General features: G+C 74.5%; 18 protein-coding genes. 13 read left to right on the forward strand and 5 right to left on the reverse strand.

Annotated features, from left to right (window positions below):
* Positions 1 to 45 precede the first annotated feature (45 nt).
* Positions 46 to 714 (forward strand): hypothetical protein, encoded by a 669-nt coding sequence (locus PKE99_RS26045; protein WP_037050911.1) that lies wholly within the window; start codon positions 46 to 48, stop codon positions 712 to 714.
* A 9-nt stretch (positions 715 to 723) separates the two neighbouring features.
* Positions 724 to 1,083 (forward strand): hypothetical protein, encoded by a 360-nt coding sequence (locus PKE99_RS26050; RefSeq protein ID WP_037050910.1) that lies wholly within the window; start codon positions 724 to 726, stop codon positions 1,081 to 1,083.
* Here PKE99_RS26050 and PKE99_RS26055 read toward each other — a convergent pair.
* Together PKE99_RS26055 and PKE99_RS26060 are read right to left on the reverse strand one after the other, a co-directional pair.
* Positions 1,052 to 3,850 (reverse strand): FAD-binding and (Fe-S)-binding domain-containing protein, encoded by a 2,799-nt coding sequence (locus tag PKE99_RS26055; protein WP_037050908.1) that lies wholly within the window; start codon positions 3,848 to 3,850, stop codon positions 1,052 to 1,054. The two genes, PKE99_RS26050 and PKE99_RS26055, sit on opposite strands and share 32 nt — an antisense overlap.
* A gap of 71 nt (positions 3,851 to 3,921) precedes the next feature.
* On the reverse strand, positions 3,922 to 5,220 hold the full coding sequence (locus tag PKE99_RS26060; RefSeq protein ID WP_037051033.1) for a hypothetical protein: 1,299 nt from the start codon (positions 5,218 to 5,220) through the stop codon (positions 3,922 to 3,924).
* A gap of 160 nt (positions 5,221 to 5,380) precedes the next feature.
* On the opposite strand from PKE99_RS26060, the gene PKE99_RS26065 reads away from it, so the two are divergent.
* The 11 genes from PKE99_RS26065 to PKE99_RS26125 all read left to right on the forward strand — a co-directional run bounded on the left by PKE99_RS26065 (position 5,381) and on the right by PKE99_RS26125 (position 16,494).
* On the forward strand, positions 5,381 to 6,043 hold the full coding sequence (locus PKE99_RS26065; protein ID WP_037050902.1) for a GntR family transcriptional regulator: 663 nt from the start codon (positions 5,381 to 5,383) through the stop codon (positions 6,041 to 6,043).
* 155 nt (positions 6,044 to 6,198) lie between these two features.
* Positions 6,199 to 7,575 carry an MFS transporter gene (locus tag PKE99_RS26070; protein ID WP_037050900.1) on the forward strand — a complete coding sequence of 459 codons (1,377 nt, stop codon included), beginning with the start codon at positions 6,199 to 6,201 and terminating at the stop codon, positions 7,573 to 7,575.
* Entirely contained in the window at positions 7,572 to 8,438 is an 867-nt protein-coding gene (locus PKE99_RS26075; RefSeq protein WP_037050892.1) for a transketolase, read from the forward strand. Before PKE99_RS26070 ends, PKE99_RS26075 begins: the two co-directional genes overlap by 4 nt.
* Positions 8,435 to 9,424, forward strand: a complete 990-nt coding sequence (locus PKE99_RS26080) for a transketolase family protein (RefSeq protein ID WP_037050887.1) — start codon at positions 8,435 to 8,437, stop codon at positions 9,422 to 9,424. The genes PKE99_RS26075 and PKE99_RS26080 overlap by 4 nt, the downstream gene beginning before the upstream one ends.
* 23 nt (positions 9,425 to 9,447) lie before the next feature.
* On the forward strand, positions 9,448 to 10,209 hold the full coding sequence (locus PKE99_RS26085) for an SDR family NAD(P)-dependent oxidoreductase (protein WP_037050884.1): 762 nt from the start codon (positions 9,448 to 9,450) through the stop codon (positions 10,207 to 10,209).
* Positions 10,210 to 10,307: 98 nt separating this feature from the next.
* Positions 10,308 to 11,585, forward strand: coding sequence for an MFS transporter (locus tag PKE99_RS26090; RefSeq protein WP_037050882.1), 1,278 nt, complete (start codon positions 10,308 to 10,310; stop codon positions 11,583 to 11,585).
* Positions 11,586 to 13,268, forward strand: coding sequence for a UGSC family (seleno)protein (locus PKE99_RS26100; protein ID WP_425566494.1), 1,683 nt, complete (start codon positions 11,586 to 11,588; stop codon positions 13,266 to 13,268).
* Entirely contained in the window at positions 13,265 to 14,068 is an 804-nt protein-coding gene (locus PKE99_RS26105; protein WP_037050878.1) for an NAD(P)/FAD-dependent oxidoreductase, read from the forward strand. Before PKE99_RS26100 ends, PKE99_RS26105 begins: the two co-directional genes overlap by 4 nt.
* Positions 14,065 to 14,583, forward strand: a complete 519-nt coding sequence (locus tag PKE99_RS39640) for a UGSC family (seleno)protein (protein WP_425566495.1) — start codon at positions 14,065 to 14,067, stop codon at positions 14,581 to 14,583. The genes PKE99_RS26105 and PKE99_RS39640 overlap by 4 nt, the downstream gene beginning before the upstream one ends.
* On the forward strand, positions 14,580 to 15,593 hold the full coding sequence (locus PKE99_RS26120; protein ID WP_051738014.1) for a hypothetical protein: 1,014 nt from the start codon (positions 14,580 to 14,582) through the stop codon (positions 15,591 to 15,593). The genes PKE99_RS39640 and PKE99_RS26120 overlap by 4 nt, the downstream gene beginning before the upstream one ends.
* Positions 15,580 to 16,494 carry a hypothetical protein gene (locus PKE99_RS26125; RefSeq protein ID WP_037050872.1) on the forward strand — a complete coding sequence of 305 codons (915 nt, stop codon included), beginning with the start codon at positions 15,580 to 15,582 and terminating at the stop codon, positions 16,492 to 16,494. The genes PKE99_RS26120 and PKE99_RS26125 overlap by 14 nt, the downstream gene beginning before the upstream one ends.
* 6 nt (positions 16,495 to 16,500) lie before the next feature.
* On the opposite strand, the gene PKE99_RS26130 is transcribed toward PKE99_RS26125, so the two are convergent.
* From PKE99_RS26130 to PKE99_RS26140, 3 genes are read right to left on the reverse strand one after another with little or no spacing between them, the layout of a single operon-like run.
* Positions 16,501 to 17,286, reverse strand: coding sequence for a FadR/GntR family transcriptional regulator (locus tag PKE99_RS26130; RefSeq protein ID WP_051738013.1), 786 nt, complete (start codon positions 17,284 to 17,286; stop codon positions 16,501 to 16,503).
* A 56-nt stretch (positions 17,287 to 17,342) separates the two neighbouring features.
* On the reverse strand, positions 17,343 to 18,080 hold the full coding sequence (locus PKE99_RS26135) for an enoyl-CoA hydratase-related protein (protein ID WP_037050871.1): 738 nt from the start codon (positions 18,078 to 18,080) through the stop codon (positions 17,343 to 17,345).
* Position 18,081: 1 nt separating this feature from the next.
* Positions 18,082 to 20,178 carry an acetate--CoA ligase family protein gene (locus PKE99_RS26140; RefSeq protein WP_197040803.1) on the reverse strand — a complete coding sequence of 699 codons (2,097 nt, stop codon included), beginning with the start codon at positions 20,176 to 20,178 and terminating at the stop codon, positions 18,082 to 18,084.
* Between the last annotated feature and the right edge of the window lie 53 nt (positions 20,179 to 20,231).

The raw sequence follows: 20,231 nt of genomic DNA on the forward strand, positions 1-20,231 counted from the left end.
CGCACGAGCGTGGATCGTGGGTCGCCGCCGCGGAGAGGACGCGAGATGACCGAGCACCGTTCCTTCAAGAGGCTCGTGCGGGCCCGCATGGCGAAGACCGGGGAGAGCTACACCGCCGCCCGCGCGAGGCTGCTGGCCGCCCCGGAGCCGGGCCCCGCCCCGGTCCTGGTCACCTCCGACGCCGCGATCCGGGAGCGCACCGGCCGCGGCTGGGAGGAGTGGTTCGACCTGCTCGACGCCGAGGGCATGGCCGGGCGCCCGCACCGCGAGATCTCCCGGTTCGTGGCGGACCTGCTGGGCATCGGGCCGCTGGTGTGGGCCGCGCAGGCCGTCACCACCAGCTATGAGCGGGCCCGCGGCGGCAAGGTCGTGGGGCAGAAGGACGACGGCTTCACGGTCACGGCCTCCCGCACGGTCGCCGTGCCCGTCGAGGCGGTGTTCGACGCCGTCGTCGCGGAGGAGCCGCGCCGCGCGTGGCTGGGCGCCGAGCTGCGCGAGCGCACCGCCACGCGGCCGAGGCGGGCGCGTTTCGACCACGTCGAGGAGCCCGGCGGACGGGTCGCGATCACGATCGACGCCAAGGACCCGGGCCGCTGCGTCGTCGCCGTCGAGCACTCCCGGCTGCCCGACGCCGCCGCGGCGGAGAAGGTCAGGGCCTGGTGGCGGGACCGGTTGGAGGCGCTGAAGGAGGATCTCGAGCGGCAGCGCGGGTAGCACCGCGGAGTGCGCACCGCCGTCCCGAGCTCCGTCCTGCTGTGGAACGCCGACGAGCTGAGCGACCCGCCCGCCGCGCCGTGCTGCCTGCGGTCCACCCGCGCCGGGGAGCGGGCGGCGGTCTACCGAACCGGGCCGGGCGGAGGTGTCGTCGCGCTCGTCGAGTTCACCGCCGACGCCGAGCCCCGCGCGGACGGCGGCTGGCACGCCGCCGTCGTCGTGCGCCCGCTCGACCGCCCGCTGCCGCGGGCGGCGCTGCTCGCCGACGACCTCCTCGCGCCCGTCTTCCGGCACCTCCGCAGCCGGCGCCGGTTGCCGGAGGCGGCGGGGGAGCGCCTCATGGCCCTGCTGGACCCGGCCCCGCGCTGACCCGGTCGAGCACCTCGAGCACGTGCTCGTAGGGCCGTCCGGTGGCGCGGGTCATCCCGAGCTCGCAGGTCCGGTTGCAGGAGGCGTGGGCGTCGAACGTCCGGCCGGCGAGCTCGGCGGCCTGCGGCGCGGTGGCCGCGGCCGTCAGCTCCGGGTGGAGCAGCCCGCGGTCGCCGGCGAACCCGCAGCAGCCCCAGGTGGCGGGGACCGTGACCGAGCGGGCGACGGCCGCGGCGACCGTGCGCAGCGGGCCGTCGAGCCCCATCCGGACCGCCGAGCAGGTGGGGTGCAGGGCGAGCGAGTCGAGCGGGGTGATCGTCAGCCGGTGGAGCAGCTGCTCGGCGGTGTAGGCGACGGCGTCGACCACCCGGATCGCGGAGTACCGCTCGTCCTCGGCGTCGGCGACCAGACCGCGGAGGCCCTCGGTGCAGGAGGACGCGTCGCCGACGACGGGAAGCTCGCCGCCGCGGGTCGCCTCCCACAGCGCCGGCAGCACCCGGCGGGCCATCTCGGCGTACCCGTCGGTGAGGCCCTTCGACTTCCACGGCGTGCCGCAGCACAGCGAGGCCACCCCGGCGGGCCGGGTGAGGACGACCCCGGCGCGGGCGCAGAGCCGCTCGAACGCCGCGGCGGCGCCCTGCTCCCCGGAACGTCCGCCGCCGGCGGGGCCGAACATGGTGCCGGTGCAGGAGGCGAACAGCACGGCGTCCGCGTCCGGGCGGCCCGTGTCGGACCGGGGCCTGCCGCCGCGGGGCAGCTCGGGGGACCAGGCGGGCAGGACCTCCGGGTCGACGACCCGCCGGCCGAGTGCGGTCGTGCCGGCGACGAGCCGGTCCGGGAGGGCGTCGGCGGCGGTCAGGGCGGTGGCCGCGGCGCGGGTCGTGCCCGCCCAGTGCTTCGCCGCGACGACCCAGCCCCGCTGCGCGAGCGGGCCCACCTGCTCCGCGCGCAGCCGTTTCACCAGGTCACCGGTGTTGATCAGGACGGGACAGGCGGTCTGGCACATCCCGTCCGCGGCACAGGTGTCGATGGCGTCGTACTCGTAGTCCCGCTCCAGCTCGGCCAGGAGCGCCGTGTCGCCGGTCTCGCGGGCCCGCTGCATCTCGCGGCGCAGCACGATCCGCTGTCGCGGGGTGGTCGTCAGGTCCCGGCTCGGGCACACGGGCTCGCAGAACCCGCACTCCACGCAGCGGTCGACCTCCTGCTCGACGGCCGGGGCGCTCTTGAGGTGCCGCAGGTGCCCCTCGGGGTCCTCGTCGATCAGCACGCCCGGGTTGAGCACGCCGCGCGGGTCGCACAGCCGCTTGATCTCGCGCATCACCTCGTAGAGCTCGTCGCCGTACTGCCGGCGGACGAACGGGGCCATCATCCGACCGGTGCCGTGCTCGGCCTTGAGCGAGCCGCCGTGCCCGAGGACCAGGTCGACCATGTCGTCGGTGAACCGGGCGAAGCGGTCCAGCGGGACGTCGCCGCCGAGCCGCTCGGTCAGCATGAAGTGGATGTTGCCGTCCTTGGCGTGCCCGAAGATGACGGCGTGGTCGTACTCGTGCTTGTCGAACAGCCGGCTCAGCGCCTCGCACGTGGGCAGCAGCGCCGGCACCGGGACGACCACGTCCTCCAGCAGCGCCGTGGTGCCGGTCGGGCGGGCGCCCGCGACGGTGGCGTAGAGGCCCTTGCGGATGTGCCACAGCGCGGCCCGCGCGGCCGGGTCGGCGGCCAGGGTGCGCGGCCCGGACACCGGCAGCGTGCCGAGCACACCGGTGGCGGCGCCGGCCAGCTCGTCGGCCTCCTGCGCGGTCGCGGCCTGGTACTCGACGAGCAGCGCCGCGTGCCGGTCGACCTCCAGCGCCCGCAGCGCCGCGTCCGCCCGGGGGTCGGTCTGCCCGACCCGCAGCGAGGTCGCGTCGAGCAGCTCGACGGTGGTCGCCCCGGTGGCCACGATCTCCGGCAGCGCGCCCGTCGCGCCGGCGAGGTCCGAGAAGACCAGCAGCCCGGTGCGGGCGTGCGGGAGCAGCGGCACGGTGCGCAGCACGATCGACGCGATGAACGCCAGCGTGCCCTCGCTGCCCACCACGAGATGGGCCAGCACGTCCGCCGGGCGCGTGTGGTCGAGCAGCGAGTTCAGCCCGTAGCCCATGGTGTTCTTCATCGAGAACTGCTGCTCGACGCGGGCGCGCAGGGCCGGGTCGTCCCGGACCCGGTCGCGGAGCCGGGCCAGCCCCGCGTGCAGCTCGGGCTCGAGGGCGCGCAGCCGGTCGTCGGCGTCGGGCGCCGCGGTGTCCAGGACGGTGCCCGACGGCAGCACCAGGACCAGCGAGTCCAGGGTGGCGTAGCTGTTGGCCGTGGTGCCGCAGGCCATGCCGCTGGAGTTGTTGGCCACGACCCCGCCCAGGGTGCAGGCGGACTCGCTCGCCGGGTCCGGGCCGATCTTGCGGCCGTGGGGGACGAGCCGGGCGTTGACCTGCCGGACGGTGGCGCCGGGCCCCGTGCGCACCCGGGCGCCGTCGTCGAGCACCTCGATGCCGCGGAAGTGCCGGCGGGTGTCGACGAGGATCCCCTCGGTCCCGGCCTGCCCGGACAGGCTCGTGCCGCCCGACCGGAAGGTCAGCGGGACGCCGGTCAGCGCGGCGTCGGCGAACAACGAGCCGACGGCGGCCGCGTCGGCGGGCACCGCCACGGCCTGCGGGACGAGTGCGAAGTGCGAGGCGTCGCGGGACCAGGCGAGCCGGTCGACGAGCCGGGTCCGCAGTTCGGTGGTGGTGGTCACCGGCTGCTCCTCGGGTGGGTGGTGCGGGGTCGCAGGAACGCTAGCGCGCCCACCCGGTTCCCGGGATGTGCTCAGGCCGCCTGACGGGCCTCGGCCGCGGGCCGGGCCTCGGCGTTCGCGGTCTGCTCGGCGATCTCCCGCAGCAGGGCGCGGCGGATCTTCGGCTGCTGGGACAGGGCGACCGCGAAGACGGTCAGCAGGAACCACATGGCGAGGCTGCTCAGCACGATGAGCAGGATCGGGATCACCCACCCACCGAGCCGCTGGGCCAGCCCCTGCGCGGCGAGGATGCGCCACAGCAGCATCAGGTTGACCAGGTAGCCGATCGCGTAGGCGACCACGAACGCGATGGCGAACTGCTTCAGGCTCCCGGACTGCTTGCGTCTCAGGATCGGCTCGTCGCGCACGGGCAGCAGCACCGACAGGACGTTGCCGACCCCGAGCCAGAGCAGGATGAAGCAGACGACCAGCGCGCAGGCCTTGACGATCGCGCCGGCGTCACCGGCCCGCCAGGCGAGCAGGCCGCTGAGCAGGAACCCGATCGGGGCGATGAGCGCCGCGACGGCGAGGTTCTTGATCACCAGCAGGTGCCAGAGCCGGGAGCCGCCCTCGAGGGCGGCCCGGACCCGCAGGGCGTCGAAGCACATCGCGTTGATGCACACCGCCCCGCCCAGCATCACCGAGATCACCCAGAGCCCCAGGTAGGGCAACCACCTCTGGTCCCTGTCCCACTCGAAGACGCGGATGAAGCCGAGGTAGAGCAGGCCCAGGGCCAGGCTCACCGCCAGGCTCTTGACGGCGGTGCGCGGGCGGCGACGCAGGATGTAGGCGATCTCTCCGCGCAGGCCGTGGGCCAGCGCGGGCCCGTGCCGGCTGACCGCGTTGCGCCCTTGCAGCGGGAGGTGGCCGTCGACGGCCGCGGCGCCGGGTTCGTCCTCGCCGGCGTCGATGCGGGCGAGCCGGGCGTCGAGGACGGCGAGGTGGGCCTCGAGCAGGGCCAGCCGCGCGACGCCCACCGCGGCGACCGCGTCGCGTTCGGCCCGGGCGGCGTCGTCGTGGGAGACGGGTCCCGCGCTCTCGGACGACCCGTCCGCAGGCGGGTCGGCGCCGTCGAGGCCGGTGCTGTCGACGGCGGGGCCGTCCAGGTCGGAGCCCTCCAGGAACGCCTCGCGCAGGGCCGCCCGCCTGGGGTCGAGCCCGTCGCCCCCGGTCGACCGCCGCTCGGCCGCCCGGTGTTCGGCGAGGACCCGCCCGACTCTCGACCTCAGGGCGTCGACCTCCGGACGCTCCTTCCACTTCGACGAGAGCGCGGCCCGTTCCGCCGCCCCCGCGCGCTCGACGAGCTCACTCAGGTCGTCCACCGCGGACATCGGCCACTCCTGCACCTCGACCACCCCGGCGGGGCGTGCTGGGGTCGACCGTCGGCGTCTCGGCGCGGATCGGCACCGCCCGCCGTGGGTGAGTCGGCCGGGTCGCGCCCCGGACCTGCCGTTGTCGGCAGGTAGTCTGTCGACAGTCGGAGGGAGTCCCGTGTCCGTCGAGCCGTTGCCGAACATCGACCGCAGCACGTTGCGTGAGCGCGTGTTGAGGGCGCTGCGCTCGGCGATCACCTCCGGGGCGTACCGGCCGGGGGACCACCTGGGCGAGGTCGAGCTCGCGGGCCGGCTCGGGGTGAGCCGGGGGACCGTGCGCGAGGCGTTGCGGCACCTCCAGCAGGAGGGCCTGGTGACCGCGGGCCACCGCGGGATGCTCCGCGTGAACACCCTGTCGGCCGAGGAGATCCGGGGCCTGTTCCGGGTGCGGGCCGCGCTCGAGGGGTTGGCCGTCACGGAGATCATCGCGCGGCCGGACCGCTCGGCGGCGGTGGCCGCGTTGCGCGCGGCGGTCGACGAGCTCGCCGGCGCGGGGGAGGACTTCGCGGCGAAGGTGGAGGCCGACCTGGGCTTCCACGTGCGGCTCTGCGAGCTGTCCGGCAACCCGATGCTGGTCGAGTCCTGGCGGCACCTGGAGGGCCGGATCCGGGTCACGATCATGAACCGGGACCCGGAGGAGGCGCCGGCGATGATGACGCCGGGCCGGCACGCGCCGATCATCGAGGCGATCGAGCGGGGTGACCTCCCGGGCGCGCTGGCCGTGGTGGAGGAGCACATGGCCGCGGCCGCCGACCACTTCACGAGCACCCCCGCCCGCTGACCCTCCACTCGTCCGTCTTCGGGAAAGTTCTGTCCGACTGTTGACAGTGGGGCCGCGAGGCCGCATGGTTTCTCCATCACTGCCGAGTGTTAACAGTCGGACTGTCGAGACAGAGTCCGCGACGACTCGGCCGACGACGGATCAGCGGAGATCACATGTCTGGAGAACACGCGCCCGCGGTGCTGGGCACACCGGCCCGCAAGCGGGTCGCCCTCGGCTCGTCGATCGGGGCGACGATCGAGACCTACGACTTCATCGGCTTCGGCACGGCCGCGGCCCTGTACTTCAACCACGTCTTCTTCCCGTCGACCGACCCGCTCTCGGGGACCCTGCTGTCCTTCGCGACGCTGGGCATCGGGTTCGCGGTACGCCCGCTGGGCGGGATCATCGGCGGGCACCTCGGCGACCGGATCGGCCGTAAGCCGGTGCTGGTCGGCTCGCTGCTGCTGATGGGCATCGCGACCGTCCTCATCGGGGTCCTGCCCACGTACGCGCAGGTCGGGGTGTGGGCGGGGATCCTGCTCGTCGCCGTCCGGGTCGTGCAGGGCCTGGCGTTCGGCGCCGAGTGGGGCGGTGCGATCCTGATGACCTTCGAGCACGCGCCGTGGCGCAAGCGCGGGCTCTACACCGGCATCACGCAGGCCGGGTTCCCGGTCGGGCTGCTGCTGGCCAACGCCGCGTTCCTGCTGTCGGTGCCGCTGGGGGAGCAGTGGGCGTGGCGGGTGCCGTTCCTGCTGTCCGCGGTGCTGATCGTCGTCGGCATCGTGATCCGGCTGAAGGTCGAGGAGTCCCCGGAGTTCGAGAACCTCAGGTCCGAGGGCGAGGTCGCGAAGAACCCGCTGCTCGAGGTGCTGCGCGACGACTGGCGCAACGTCCTTCGCGCCTTCTGCCTGCGGATCACCGAGACCGCCGGCTACGCCATCTCCGTCACCTTCGTGCTGTCGTACCTGGCGAGCGAGGAGCTGGCCGCGCGCTCGACGACCCTGTTCGCGCTCATGCTCGCCGCCGGCCTGGGCATCGCCGCGACCGTGACGTGGGGTGCACTCACCGACCGGATCGGCCGCCGCCCGGTCTACCTGATCGGCACCGTGCTCTCCGTGGCGTGGGGCGTCCCGCTGTTCCTGCTGCTCAACACGGGGCAGGCGGTGGCGATCGTGCTGTCCTTCGTCGTCAGCTACGCCGTCTGCCAGAACTGCCTGGCCGGCGTCCAGGGCGCCTGGTTCTCGGAGCTGTTCAGCGCCCGCACCCGCACCAGCGGCGCGTCGCTGGCCTACCAGCTCTCGGCCGTCGTCTCCGGGTTCACCCCGCTGATCGCGACCGCCCTGTTCGCCCGCACCGGCTGGGTCGGCCCGGCCCTGCTGTTCAGCGCCTACGGCGTGCTCGGCCTGGTCGCGACCCTGCTGACCCGCGAGACCTGGGGCCGCACCGAGCGCGCCGAGGTCGCCGCCCTCGAGCGGTCCCTCGCCGGGCCGCCCGCCGACCCGCCGGCTCCCCGGCTGACCACCACGGCGTCCACGAAGGAGACCCGATGACGACGACCGCGCTCCCGACCACGGCACGGGCGGCGAAGATCGCCCGGCTGGAGGCGGCCGCGACCCGGATCCGCCACCACGCCCTGACGATGGGGGAGGTGCAGGGCCAGGGCTACATCGGCCAGGCCCTCGGCGTCGCCGACGTGCTCGCGGTGTTCTACGGCCGGGGCGACGGCGAGCTGCGGCTGCGCCCCGAGGACCCGGAGTGGGACGGCCGCGACCGGTTCCTGCTCTCCATCGGGCACTACGCGATCGCGCTGTACGCGGCGCTGGCCGAGGCGGGCACGATCCCGCTCGCCGAGATCGAGACCTACGGCTCGGACGACTCCCGACTGCCGATGTCCGGCATGGCCTCCTACACCCCCGGTATGGAGATCTCCGGCGGCTCGCTGGGCCACGGCCTCGGCGTGGCCTGCGGGATGGGCCTGGGGCTGCGGCACCGCGGCAACCCGGCCCGGGTGTTCAACCTGCTCTCCGACGGCGAGCTCGACGAGGGCTCGACCTGGGAGGCCGCGATGGCCTGCGCCCACCACGGGCTGGCCAACGTGACCGCGGTCGTCGACGTCAACGGCCTGCAGGCCGACGGGCCGACCCCCGGCGTGCTGAAGACCGAGCCGGTGACCGAGAAGTGGCGGGCCTTCGGCTGGCACGCGGTGCGGGTCGACGGCAACGACGTCGACGCCCTGCTCGCCGGCCTGGACGAGATCCGCGACCAGACGACCAGCCCGTCGGTGCTGATCTGCGACACCCGCACCGGCCGCGGGGTCCCGTTCCTCGAGTCCCGGGAGAAGGCCCATTTCATGCCGGTCGCCGAGCACGAGTGGGCGGCCGCACACGATGCTCTGGACGGAGTTCAGCGATGACCGCCCCCACGAAGAAGCGCCTGACCACCTCGGCGATGATCGCCTCGTTCGCCGACCCCGGTCAGCGGACCTCGCCCGCGCCGTTCGGGCACGCCCTGAACCGGCTCGCCGAGGAGCGGCCCGAGATCGTCGGGCTGTCGGCGGACCTGGCGAAGTACACCGACATGCACGTGTTCCGGGACGCGAACCCGGACCGGTTCTTCCAGATGGGCATGGCCGAGCAGGCGATGCTCGGCGCGGCCGCGGGGCTGGCCGAGGTCGGGCTCGTCCCGTTCGCCTCGACCTACTCGGTGTTCGCGACCCGCCGGGCCTACGACTTCCTCTGCCTGGACATCGCCGAGCCCGGGCTGAACGTCAACGTCGTCGGCGCGCTGCCCGGCCTGACCACCGGATACGGGCCCAGCCACCAGGCCACCGAGGACCTCGCGATCCTGCGCGCCTGCCCGAATCTCACGATCGTCGACCCCTGCGACTCGGTCGACATCGAGCAGGCCGTGCCGCAGCTCGCGGACCACGCCGGGCCGACCTACCTGCGGCTGCTGCGCGGCAAGGTCCCCACCGTGCTCGACGAGTACGACTACCGCTTCGAGCTCGGCAAGGCGGCCCTGGTCCGCCCCGGCCGGGACGTGCTGTTCGTCTCCACCGGGTTGATGACCATGCGGACCCTGCAGGCCGCGGCCCGGCTCGAGGCCGACCACGTCGACGCCGCCGTCCTGCACGTCCCGACGATCAAGCCGCTGGACACCGCGACGATCCTGCGCGAGCTGCGCACCGACCGCCTGGTGATCACCGCGGAGAACCACACCGTGGTCGGCGGGTTGTCCGAGGCGGTCGCCGCCACCGCCGCGTTCGCCGGGATCGCCACCCGGATCCAGCCCGCCGCGCTGCCGGACGAGTTCCTCGCCGCCGGTGCCCTGCCCACCCTCCACGACCGCTACGGCCTGTCGACCGACGCGCTCTGCGCGCGGGTCAAGGCCGCCCTCTGAGCCGACTTCTCCAGGAGAACCCAGTGTCCGTTTCCGAGTACACCGCCGTCGTCACCGGGGCCGCGTCGAAGCGTGGCATCGGCCGCGCCACCGCCCACGCCCTCGCCGCCGCCGGCTGGAACGTCGCCGTCCTCGACCTCGACGAGGCCGCCGCCAAGGCCACCGCCGACGAGATCGCCGGCGCCCACCCGGTCCAGGCGTTCGGCCTGGCCTGCGACGTGACCGACGAGACCTCGGTCGCCACCGCCGTCGACACCCTGACCGCGGACGCCCCGCCGGTCGGGGCCGTGGTCAACAATGCCGGCATCACCTCGCCGACCCGGTTCCTCGACGTCGACGGCGCCGAATGGGACCGCATCTTCGCCGTGAACGTCCGCGGCGCCTACAACATCACCCGGCGGCTCGCGCCCGGGATGGCCGAGCGCGGCTTCGGCCGGGTCGTGTTCCTGTCCTCGGTGTCCGCCGAGCGCGGCGGCGGGGTGTTCGGCGGCGTCGCGTACTCCGCGGCCAAGGCCGCCCAGCTCGGGTTCGCCCGCGCCCTGGCCCGCGAGCTCGGCCCGCACGGCGTGACCGTCAACAGCGTCGCCCCCGGCCTGATCGACACCGACATCACCGGTGGGGCCCTGGAGGGCGAGCGCAAGGAGGCCCTGCTCTCCGGGATCCCGGTGGGGCGCAACGGGCGGGTCGCGGACGTCGCCGACCTGATCACCTACCTCTGCCGCCCGGAGTCCGGCTACATCACCGGCGCCACCTACGACGTCAACGGCGGCTCGCACATCCACTGAGCCCCGCCGGAGCGTTCCACTTCGCTCCTATGATTGTTACGGTGCGGACACGCCAGGAGGCCGGGCAAGGACGCCCGGCCGGCCCCAGGGGGTGGCCCATGACGACCGGCCAGGAACGCTCCGCCGCCACCGGCTCGCTCTCCTACACACCGGGAGAGCGGCGCCGGGTCCTCACCGCCGCGTGCCTCGGCTGGGGCATGGAGTACTTCGACTTCATGCTCCCGTCCCTGCTGGCTGCGCCGATCATGGCGGCGTACGGGATCGGGCCGGGCACGTTCAGCGTCGCGATCCTGGTGCAGCTCATCGGCTCCGCGGTCGGCGGGCTCGCGTTCGGCTACCTCGGGGACCGGTTCGGCCGTCGCCGGACGCTGATCTGGTCGATCCTCATCTACTCGATCGCCACCGGCCTGGTGTTCTTCGCCCCGAACTTCTGGGTGTTCGTGGTGCTGCGGTTCTTCACCGGCGTCGGGACCGGCGGCGAGTGGGCCGTCGGGTTCGCGTGGCTCAACGAGGCGTGGTCGCCGAAGCGGCGCGGGCTGGGCGGCGGGCTCGTGCAGTCCTCGCTCTGGCCCGCCTACGCGCTGGCGATCCTCGCGGCGCAGACCCTTCCGGACTGGCGCTACGCCTTCCTCATCGGCGTGCTGCCCGCCCTGGCCTGTGTCTGGGTGCGGTACGCGACGCCGGAGTCCAAGCAGTGGACCGAGCTGCAGCGGCGCAAGGCGGCGGGGGAGCTGTCGTCGGACGTCGCCGCGGTGGCGCGGCGGTCGAGCTGGCGGCAGCTGTTCATGAAGGACAGCCTGCCGATCGTGCTGGTCGGCCTGGTCGCGGCGTTCGGCGCGCAGTGGGTGCCGTACACGGCGACCACGTGGATGCCGTCGCTGCTCAAGAGCGACCTCGGGTTCGACGCGAACGAGGCCAGCCTCGTGCTCTACCTCGCCTCGGCCATCTCGTTCGTCGGGTTCATCCTGGCCGGCTGGCTGTCCGACAAGCTCGGCCGGCGCCCCGTGTTCCTGGTGTTCTCCGGGCTGCAGGCCGTGGTGTTCCTGGTGATGTTCGGCCTCGCCGTGTCCGGCGGAGGGGCCAGCGCGTTCACCTGGATGTACCTGCTGACCAGCTTGTTCCTGGGCTACTTCGGCATCTTCGGGGTGTGGTTCGGCGAGCTGTTCCCCACCCGGATCCGGTCGCTGGGCTCGGCCGCGGCGTACAACGTCGGGCGCGGGCTCTCCGGGTTCGGGACCTTGATCGGCGGGATCGTCGCGGCGGGCTCGGGGTACGGCATCGCCGTGTCCATCGCGGGCTTCGGCGCGGCGCTGGTGTTCCTGGCCGCGTTCTTCCTCAAGGACCGGGCGGGGCGGGAGATCACGGCGGAGGACTGAGTGTTCGAGGCTGTATGGCCCTTGGGCCGCAAGGTGCTGGACGCCGTCGAGGCGGGGGAGCGCCCCGCGGAACTCGGCGGGCGGCGGGTGGCCTATCTGTGGGACGAGCTGTTCCGCGGCCCCGAGATGTTCGAGGTGATCACCGAGGTCGCGCGCGAGCGGCACGGGGACGTCGAGTTCGTCGGGTGGGAGACCTTCGGCAACTTCCACGCCTCCGCGGCCGAGGAGAAGCGGGTCCTCGGCGAGCTGCCCGAGCTGCTGCGGGCACACCGGGTGGACCTGGTCGTCGCCGCCGTCGGTGCTTGAGGCTCCTGCATGCCTGCCGTGATGCGGGCCGCAGCCGCCGCCGAGCGGGCCGGGGTCCCGGCCGTCGCCATCGGCGGATCCGGGTTCGAGCCGATGGGCCGGGCGATCGGGAAGTCCCTGGGCATCCCGCACGTGCCGATCGTCAGCTACCCGGGCGTGATCCTCACCGACGAGACGGACGTGTTCCGCGGGAAGATGCGCGAGATCGTGGCGCCCGCCGTCGTCGACGCCCTGACCAGGACGTACTCCGTCGAGGACACCGCGTCGGACGTCGAGCCCGGGCCGCGGGAGATCGTCGTGCGCGGGGACCTCGACGCCGTCCTCGACGCCTTCGAGGAGCAGGGCTGGACGGACGGGCTGCCGATCGTCCCGCCCACCGTCGAGCGGGTGGAGGAGTTCCTGCGGCACACCCGCAGGGACCCGGACGAGGTGCTCGGCGTGCTCCCGCCGGACCTGCGCGAGGCCACCGTCTGGTCCGTCGCGGTCAACGGCGTGATGGCCGGTTGCCGGCCCGAGCACATGCCCGTCCTGCTCGGGATCGTCGAGTGCGTGGCCGCGCCGGAGTTCCGGGTCCAGGACGCCGGCTCGACGCCCGGGTGGGAGTCGTTGGTCGTCCTGTCCGGACCCGTCGTCGAGCGGCTGGGGTTCAACTCGCGCACCGGCGTGCTGCGCGTGGGGAACCGCGCGAACACGTCCGTGGGCCGGTTCCTACGGCTCTACCTGCGGAATCTCGCGGGCCTGCGGATCCTGCCCGAGCACACCGACCAGGGCGCGATCGGGGCGTCCTTCCACGTGGTCCTGGCCGAGAACGACGCGGCGGTCCGCGAGCTCGGGTGGCCGTCGCACCGGGAGGACCTCGGGTTCGCGGCGGCGGACTCGGTGGTGTCGGTGCGCAGCTGCCTCACGGTGAGCGCGCCGATCTACACGGGCGGGGACGCGGTCGACGACCACCTGGAGCCGCTCGCGTTGGTGTTCGGCAACGCGATGGGGCCGTGGTCCTACACGGGCATGGAGTTCGGGGCCTGGCACCCGCTGCTGGTGCTCGGCCCGTCCATCGCGGCGGCGCTCGCCCGCCACGGCTACGACAAGCCCGCGCTGCGCCGCTACCTCGCCGAGCACATGCTGATCCCGGTGAAGGAGCTGGAGCGGTGCGCGTGGGCCGTCGGGTCCACGAGCTTCCGGGTGTCGTCCCTGGTCGAGCGGGGCGAGTTGGACGAGCGCTACGCCGGGGACGATCCCGAGCGGCTCGTGCCGATGTGTCCTCAGGCCGAGGACATCGCGATCGTGCTGGCGGGCAACGAGGGCCGCAACCAGTCCCGCGGCTACGTCCAGAACCACGTACAGGGGGTGCCGGTGAGCCGGCGGATCGAGACATGAGCGGGGACCCGAGCTGGGACCTGGCCGTCGTCGGGGCGGGGATCGCGGGCCTGACGGCAGCGCGGACGGCTGCCGAGCGCGGGCTCCGGGTGTGCGCGTGGGACGCGCTGTCGCCCGGCGGGCGGCTCGTCAACATCGGTGAGGTCGTCGGCTACCCCGGCGTGAAGACGACCGGGCCGGACCTGATGAGCGCCCTGCTCGAGGAGGCCATGGGCGCCGGCGTGGAGATCGCGTACGGCGAGGTCACCGCGCTGTCTCCCGGGTTCACGCTGGCCACGGGCGAGGGGGACGCGACCGCGCGGGCGGTGGTGGTCGCGACCGGACTCACGGACGGCCGGCTGGACGTGCCGGGGGACTGGACCGGGCGCGGGGTCGCCACCTGCGCCACCTGCGACGGGCCGCTGTACGCCGGGCAACCGGTCGTGGTCGTCGGCGACGACGAGTGGGCGGCCCACGAGGCCCGTGAGCTCACCGCGTTCGCCTCGCAGGTCACCGTCGTGGCGCCGGGGGAGCCGCGCTGGTCCGCCGCGCCGGACGGGATCGAGGTCCGGCGGGGGCGCGTGCGCGCCGTGCTCGGCGAGGACCGGGTGAGCGGCCTGGCGCTGGCGGACGGCACCGAGCTGGAGGCAGGCGGGGTGTTCGTCTACACCGGTGCCGAGCCCCGCACCGAGCTGGTCTCCGACACCCCGGGCCTGTTCGCCGCCGGGGACGTCGCCGGCACCGCCCCCTACCTCGTCGCCGCGGCGGCCGACGGCCTGCGCGCCGGCCTCGCCGCCGTCGACTTCCTGGAGGACACGTGAAGATCGTCGACCCGACGTTCGGCCTGCCCGACGACACGGACGTCACCCCCGTCGCCCACGACGGCATCCCGGCGGACGCGCTCTGCCTGCTCTCGAACTCCAAGCCCGGTGCCACCGAGCTGCTCCGCGAGGTGGCCGCGCGGCTGGAGGCCGAGCGCGGGTTCCGCGACATCGGGTTCGCCTCGAAACCGCAGGCCGCCCATCCGACGGCGGAGGAGACGCTCGACCACCTCGCCGCGCAGTACCGGATGGCGATCGTCGCCATCGGCGATTGAGGCAGCTGCTCGTCGTGGAGTCTCCACGACTCGGTGGAACTGGAGCGCCGCGGCGTCGTCCCGTTCCTGATCGTCACCTCGACGTTCCTGCCGCTGGTACGCGCGCAGGCCACGGCGCGCAAGGTGGAGCCACGCGTGATCGTGGTCGACCACCCGGTCGGCGGGCTCGACGCGGAGGAGTTCGCCACCCGGGTCGAGGCCGCCTACGCCGGGATGGTGCGTGAGTTGGAGGACCTGTGACCGACGTGCTCGACGTCCCGGACCTGGACCCGGGCGAGTGGTTCGGCTACGCCGAGGAGCAGGGCTGGAGCGACGGGCTGCCCACCGTCCCGCCCACCGAGGCACTGGTCGACGCGATGCTGGCCGCGTTCCCCGGCGACCCGCCGGAGTTCGCCCCGCTCCCGCCCGCCCGGATGATCCCGAGGCTGCGGTCGGTCGCCGCCAACGCCGTCATGGCCGGATGCCGGCCCGCGGACCTGCCGGTCGTCGTCGCGGCGCTGCTCGGGACGACGGATCCGGCCTACAACCTGCACGGCTCTCTCGCGACGACGCATCCCTGCGCACCGATGGTGCTGGTCAGCGGCCCGGTGCGGGACCAGGGGTTCAACTCCGGTGGCAACTGCTTCGGGCAGGGGACCCGGGCGAACGCCGTCGTCGGGCGGGCCCTGTCGCTCGTGCTGCGCAACGTCGGCGGGGCCACGCCCGGCGTCATGGACCGCTCCACGCAGGGCTCGCCCGCGAAGTACACGTTCTGCTTCGCGGAGGCGGACTCGCCGTTCCCGCCGTTGCATGTGCAGCGCGGATTCGGGCCCGAGGACTCCGTGGTCTCGGTGATGGCCGCCGAGCCGCCGCACAACATCAACGACCATGGCAGCCGCACCGGCGAGGAGATCCTCGTGACGATCGCGGGGACCATGGCCGAGTCCGGCTCCAACAACGTCTACGTCCGCGGCCCGCACCTGCTCGTCCTCGGCCCCGAGCACGCGGACACCCTCGCCCGCGACGGCTGGACCGTCGAGACGATCCGGGAGCGGCTCTGGGAGCTGGCCCGGATCCCGTTCGACCGGATCTCCGAGGGCAACCACGTGCAGTTCGACGAGTCCGGGATCAAGCCCGAGGAGGACGGCTACACCGTGTCCGACGGGCTCCGGCAGCTCCACGTCTGTGTCGCCGGTGGACCGGGGAAGCACTCGGCGTGGATCCCGTCGTTCGGGGCGACGGAGCTGGTGTCGCGCGTTGTCCCCGGATGAGATCGAGGAGCTGCTCGCCTCCGGTGCGGGAGACGGCCTGCCCGTCGTCGAGCCGACCGCGGAGCGGCTCGCCGGGATGGGCGGCGACGACGTCGAGCTCGGCCCGGTCCCGCCCCTCTTCGGGGTGCTGACCAGCAGGAAGGTCGCCTACTTCGCGGTCCTCGCCGGATGCCGGCCCGCCGAGCTGCCGGTCGTGGTCGCGGCGCTGCGTGCGTGCCTCGAGCCGGAGTTCAACCTGCTCGGTGTCCAGACGACCACGGGCACGGCCGCGGTGTGCGTCGTCGTGGGAGGTCCGGTCGTCGAGCGGCTCGGGTTCCGGCCCGGGACCAACGTCCTCGGCCCCGGCAACCGGGTGAACGCCTGCGTGGGCCGCGCGGTGGCCCTCGCGCTGGCCGGGATCGGCGGCGCACGCCCGGGGGAGACGGACATGGCGACGACGGGCCAGCCGGGTCGCTACACGTTCTGTCTCCCCGAGCACCGCACCCCGTTCGGCGGCGTCTCGGGGCTCGACCGTGACGCGGTGAGCGTGCTGGCCGTCGGCGGGACCGCCGAGGTGCTGCCCCGGGCCGGCGGGGGGACGGTCGCCGAGATCCTCGACCCGCTCGCCGACGCCCTGGCCAGCGCGGTCCGCGCCGCCGGTGACCCGCGCCGCATGTCCTCGGGCGCGCAGGCCGTGGTGCTGCCGCCGGAGGTCGCGGGGCGGCTGGCCGGGCTGGGGGAGACGGCCGCCTCGACCGCCCGCGCGCTGTACGAGGGCGGCGCCGTGCGGGCCGGGCACCCGGTCGCTGCGTCGGCCGACGACGTCCACGTGATCGTCTCCGGCGGTCCGGGCGTCAAGATGCTGCACCTGCCCGGCTGGATCGGCGGCTCCCGAGCCGTCCACCGCGCGCTCGACCAGTGAGCTCGCTCAGGGCGCGATGTCCCGCCAGCGGACCGGCCGCTCGTACACGCCCGGGAACCGGGTCTCGACGTACCGGCGGAACTCCGCCATGTGCCGCCGCATCGCCTCCCGGGCGCGGTCCGGGTCGCGCGCGAGCAGGGCCGCGTGGATGGCCTCGTGGGCGCGCAGCACCGCCGCCCGCCGCCGCGGCGGGTAGCTCACCCCGAGCGGCATGCCGTCCGTGATCAGGTGCAACGACGAGATCAACAGCTCGAACAGCTCGTTCCCGGCCGCGGCCGCGACGGCCAGGTGGAACCGGTCGTTCTCGGCGAGGAAGTTCTCCTCGTCGTCGAGGAAGGCGCGCATGCCCGCGATCGAGTCGGCGATCTCGGCGGCCGCGGCCGCGTCGGTCCCGTTCGCGGCCAACGCGGCCAGCTCCGGCTCGAGGATCTCCCGTACCTGGATCACCGACCGGAACGACACGGTCCGGAGCTGCAGGAACAGACCGAGGACGCCGGCGAGATCGGTGCCGTCGGGCTGCATCACGACGGGACCGCCGCGCGGCCCGGCCTTCACCGTGATCACGCCCGTGAGCTCGAGGAACCGCAGGGCCTCGCGCAGCGTCCCGCGCCCGGCGGAGAAGCGGGCCATCATGTCCCGCTCGCCGGCGAGCCGGGTGCCGGGCCCGAGGCCGTCGCCGGTGATGTCGTCGACGATCCGCTGCGCGATCATCAGCGGGACCTTCTGCGGGCGGCGCAGGTCCGGGCGCCGGCGCGCGGAGCGGGGGACGTCCGCGGGCGGCTCCGCCGTCATGGTCCACCGCCTCCCGCTCCTACGATGCGCAGGATTGTAGGAGCAGAGGGTGCGGCTCAGCTGCTGGTGCGGCGGCGTTGCGACCACATCTGCGTGGCCCGCTCGAACTCGACGGCGGCGTCCCAGCCGATGGCCGGCGGGCCCAGCTCGGTGCGGAAGGAGCGGACGGCCTCGCGGGCCAGCGCCGGGTCCTGCGCCGGCCCGGCGGCGAGCCGGTGGGCGGTGTCCTCGACCTCGTCGTCCGGGACCGCGGTCCAGGCCAGGCCTATCTCGACCGCCCGCCGCCCGTCGATCTCCTGGCCGAACAGGCCCATCGCGGCCGTCGCCTCGCGGCCCGCGGTGCGGCCGGCGAGCGTGAAGAACCCGCCGCCGGGGTGCAGGCCGATCCGCAGGAACCCGGCGAGCAGCCGGGCGTCCTCGGCGACCACCCGCAGGTCGGTGGCCAGCATGAGGTTCATCCCGGCGCCCACCGCGGCGCCGCGGACCGCCGCGATCGTGGGTACGGCCAGCTTCCCGACCCGCACGAACGCCTGGTAGACCGCCCCGGTGTCCCGGTAGGTGGCGTCCTCGGCCTGGTCGGCGCCCGGCCGCCAGCGGCGCCGGTCCGCACCGGAGCAGAAGGTCCCGCCCGCGCCCCGCACCACTGCCGCGCCGACCGCGGGGTCGGCGTCGACCTCCTCGCACGCCGCGACCAGCTCGCGACCCATGTCGGGGGTCAGCCCGTTGCGGACCTCGGGGGAGTCGACGGTGAGCGTCGCGACCCCGTCGGCCTTCTCCAGCACGATGCGGCCCATCTCAGCGCTCCTCCTCGGTCCGGCGGACGAGGACGTCGACCGCCACCACGCCGTCCCGCCCGACGATCAGCGGGTTGATCTCCAGCTCGGCAACCGTGGGGTCCGTCGCCGCCCGGGACACGGCGACGATCGCGTCGACGGCCGCGTCGACCGCCAGCGGCTCGGCGCCGCGGTGCCCGGCGAGCAGCGGCCAGCTGCGGAGTTCCCGCAGCAGGGCGCGGGCCGCGTCGCGGTCGAGCGGGGCGAGCGCGGTGGCCAGGTCCCGGTGGATCTCCGTGGCGACCCCGCCGAGCCCGACGGTCACGACGGGCGGCCAGCCGTCGCCGCCCGACGTCGCGCCGACGAGCAGTTCGAGGCCGGCCGGGGCCCGGCGCTGGACGAGCACGGCGCCGCCGAGCCCGAGCAGCTCGGCGGCCACCTGCCCGACCTCGGCGGGCGGCACGTCCATCCGCACGCCGCCGACCTCGGACTTGTGCGCCGGGCCCTCGGCCTTGAGCACGACCGGGCCGCCGAGCTCGCCCGCGATCCGCTCGGCCTCCTCGGCCGTGGCGGCGGAGCGGCCCTCGGGGCGGGGGACGCCGATCGCGTCGAGCAGCTCCCAGCCGTCGGACGGCAGCGGGCCGGGTGGCGCGGGGGCCGCGGCGACGGCGTCGGGCCCGGGCTCCCGGACCAGCTCCGCGAGCACCCGGGAGGCCACCGCCACGGACCCGAACACCGGGATGCCGGCCGCGGTGAGCAGGGCGCGCGCCTCGACCGTGCGGTCCGGCCCGGCGAGCCACGCGACCGCGCACGGGACGGGGCCGCCCCGCATCGCCGCGGCGAGGTCCTCGGCCAGGGCGACCGCCTCCTGCCCGGTGACCATCGTGACCAGGACCAGCAGCGAGTCGACGGACGGGTCGGCGCACACGATCGCGCAGACCTCGCCGAAGGCGCGGTCGCCGCGGTTGAACAGCTGGGCGGTCACGTCCACCGGGTTGGCGAGCGCGCCGAACTCCGGCACCAGGCGCGCGAGCTTCTCCTGGGTCTCCGGGGCGAGCTCGGGCAGCCGCAGCCCGAGTCCCTCGCACCGGTCGGCGGCGAGGATGCCCGCGCCGCCCGACGTCGTCACCGCGGCGACCCCGCGGCCCGTCGGCCGGGGCTGGCCCCGCAGCATGGTGGCGGCGGCGAGGAGCTCCTCGACGTCGTCGACCAGCACGACGCCGTGCCGGCGGGAGACCAGGCGGAACGCGGTGTCGTCGCCGACCATCGCGCCGGTGTGCGACACGGCGGCCCGCTTCCCGGCCGCCGAGCGCCCGGACCGCAGCACGACCAGCGCCGTGCCGTGGGCCGCGGCCGTCTCGGCCATCCTTGCGTAGGCGGCGCCGTCACGCAGGTTCTCGACGTACACCGCCAGCACGGAGATCTCGGGCCGGCACACCAGGTATCTCCCGATCTCGGTGAGGTCGACGTCCGCCTGGTTGCCGGTGCTGACCCAGGTCGTGAGGTCGAGGCCGCGTTCGGCGGCGAGGTCGAGGACGGATCCGCCGATCGCGCCGCTCTGCCCCACGTAGGCGATGCCGCTGCTCTCGGTCAGCGGGCGCTCGGCGGCGGCGGAGAAGCTCGCGAACAACCGGCTCGGCGTGTGCACGATCCCCTGGCAGTTCGGGCCGAACACGCGCACGCCGGTCTCGCGGGCGGCGGCCACCAGCTCCTCCTGCAGCGCCGCGCCCTCCGGGCCGACCTCCGCGAACCCGGACGCGAACACGATCACCGCAACCGCCCCCGCCCGGCCCGCGTCCTGGACGGCCTCGGCCGCCCGCGCCGCCGGGACCATGGCGAGGACGAGATCGACGGGGCCCTCGACGTCGGCGAGCGAGGCGGCGCAGGGCAGCCCGGCGAGCTCGTCGTACTTCGGGTTGACCGGCACCACGCGGCCGGCGAAGCCGCGCTCGGCGAGCCAGCGCAGCGGGCGGGCCATCGGGTTGTCCGCCCGGCCGGACGCGCCCAGGATCACGACGGTCCGCGGGTTCAGCACCCGCTCCCAGTCGGTTCCGGGGCTGTCGGACGGGCTGTCGGACAGGGTGCCGGACGGGTCGGTGCCGGACGCGGTGTCGGCCAACGCGGCGGTCCTCCTCGACGTCGAGGTGCGGGCAGGCGGAACCTGTCTGCGCA

It is taken from the genome of Pseudonocardia halophobica, from assembly GCF_027922425.1.
Classification (GTDB): Bacteria; Actinomycetota; Actinomycetes; order Mycobacteriales; family Pseudonocardiaceae; genus Pseudonocardia; species Pseudonocardia halophobica.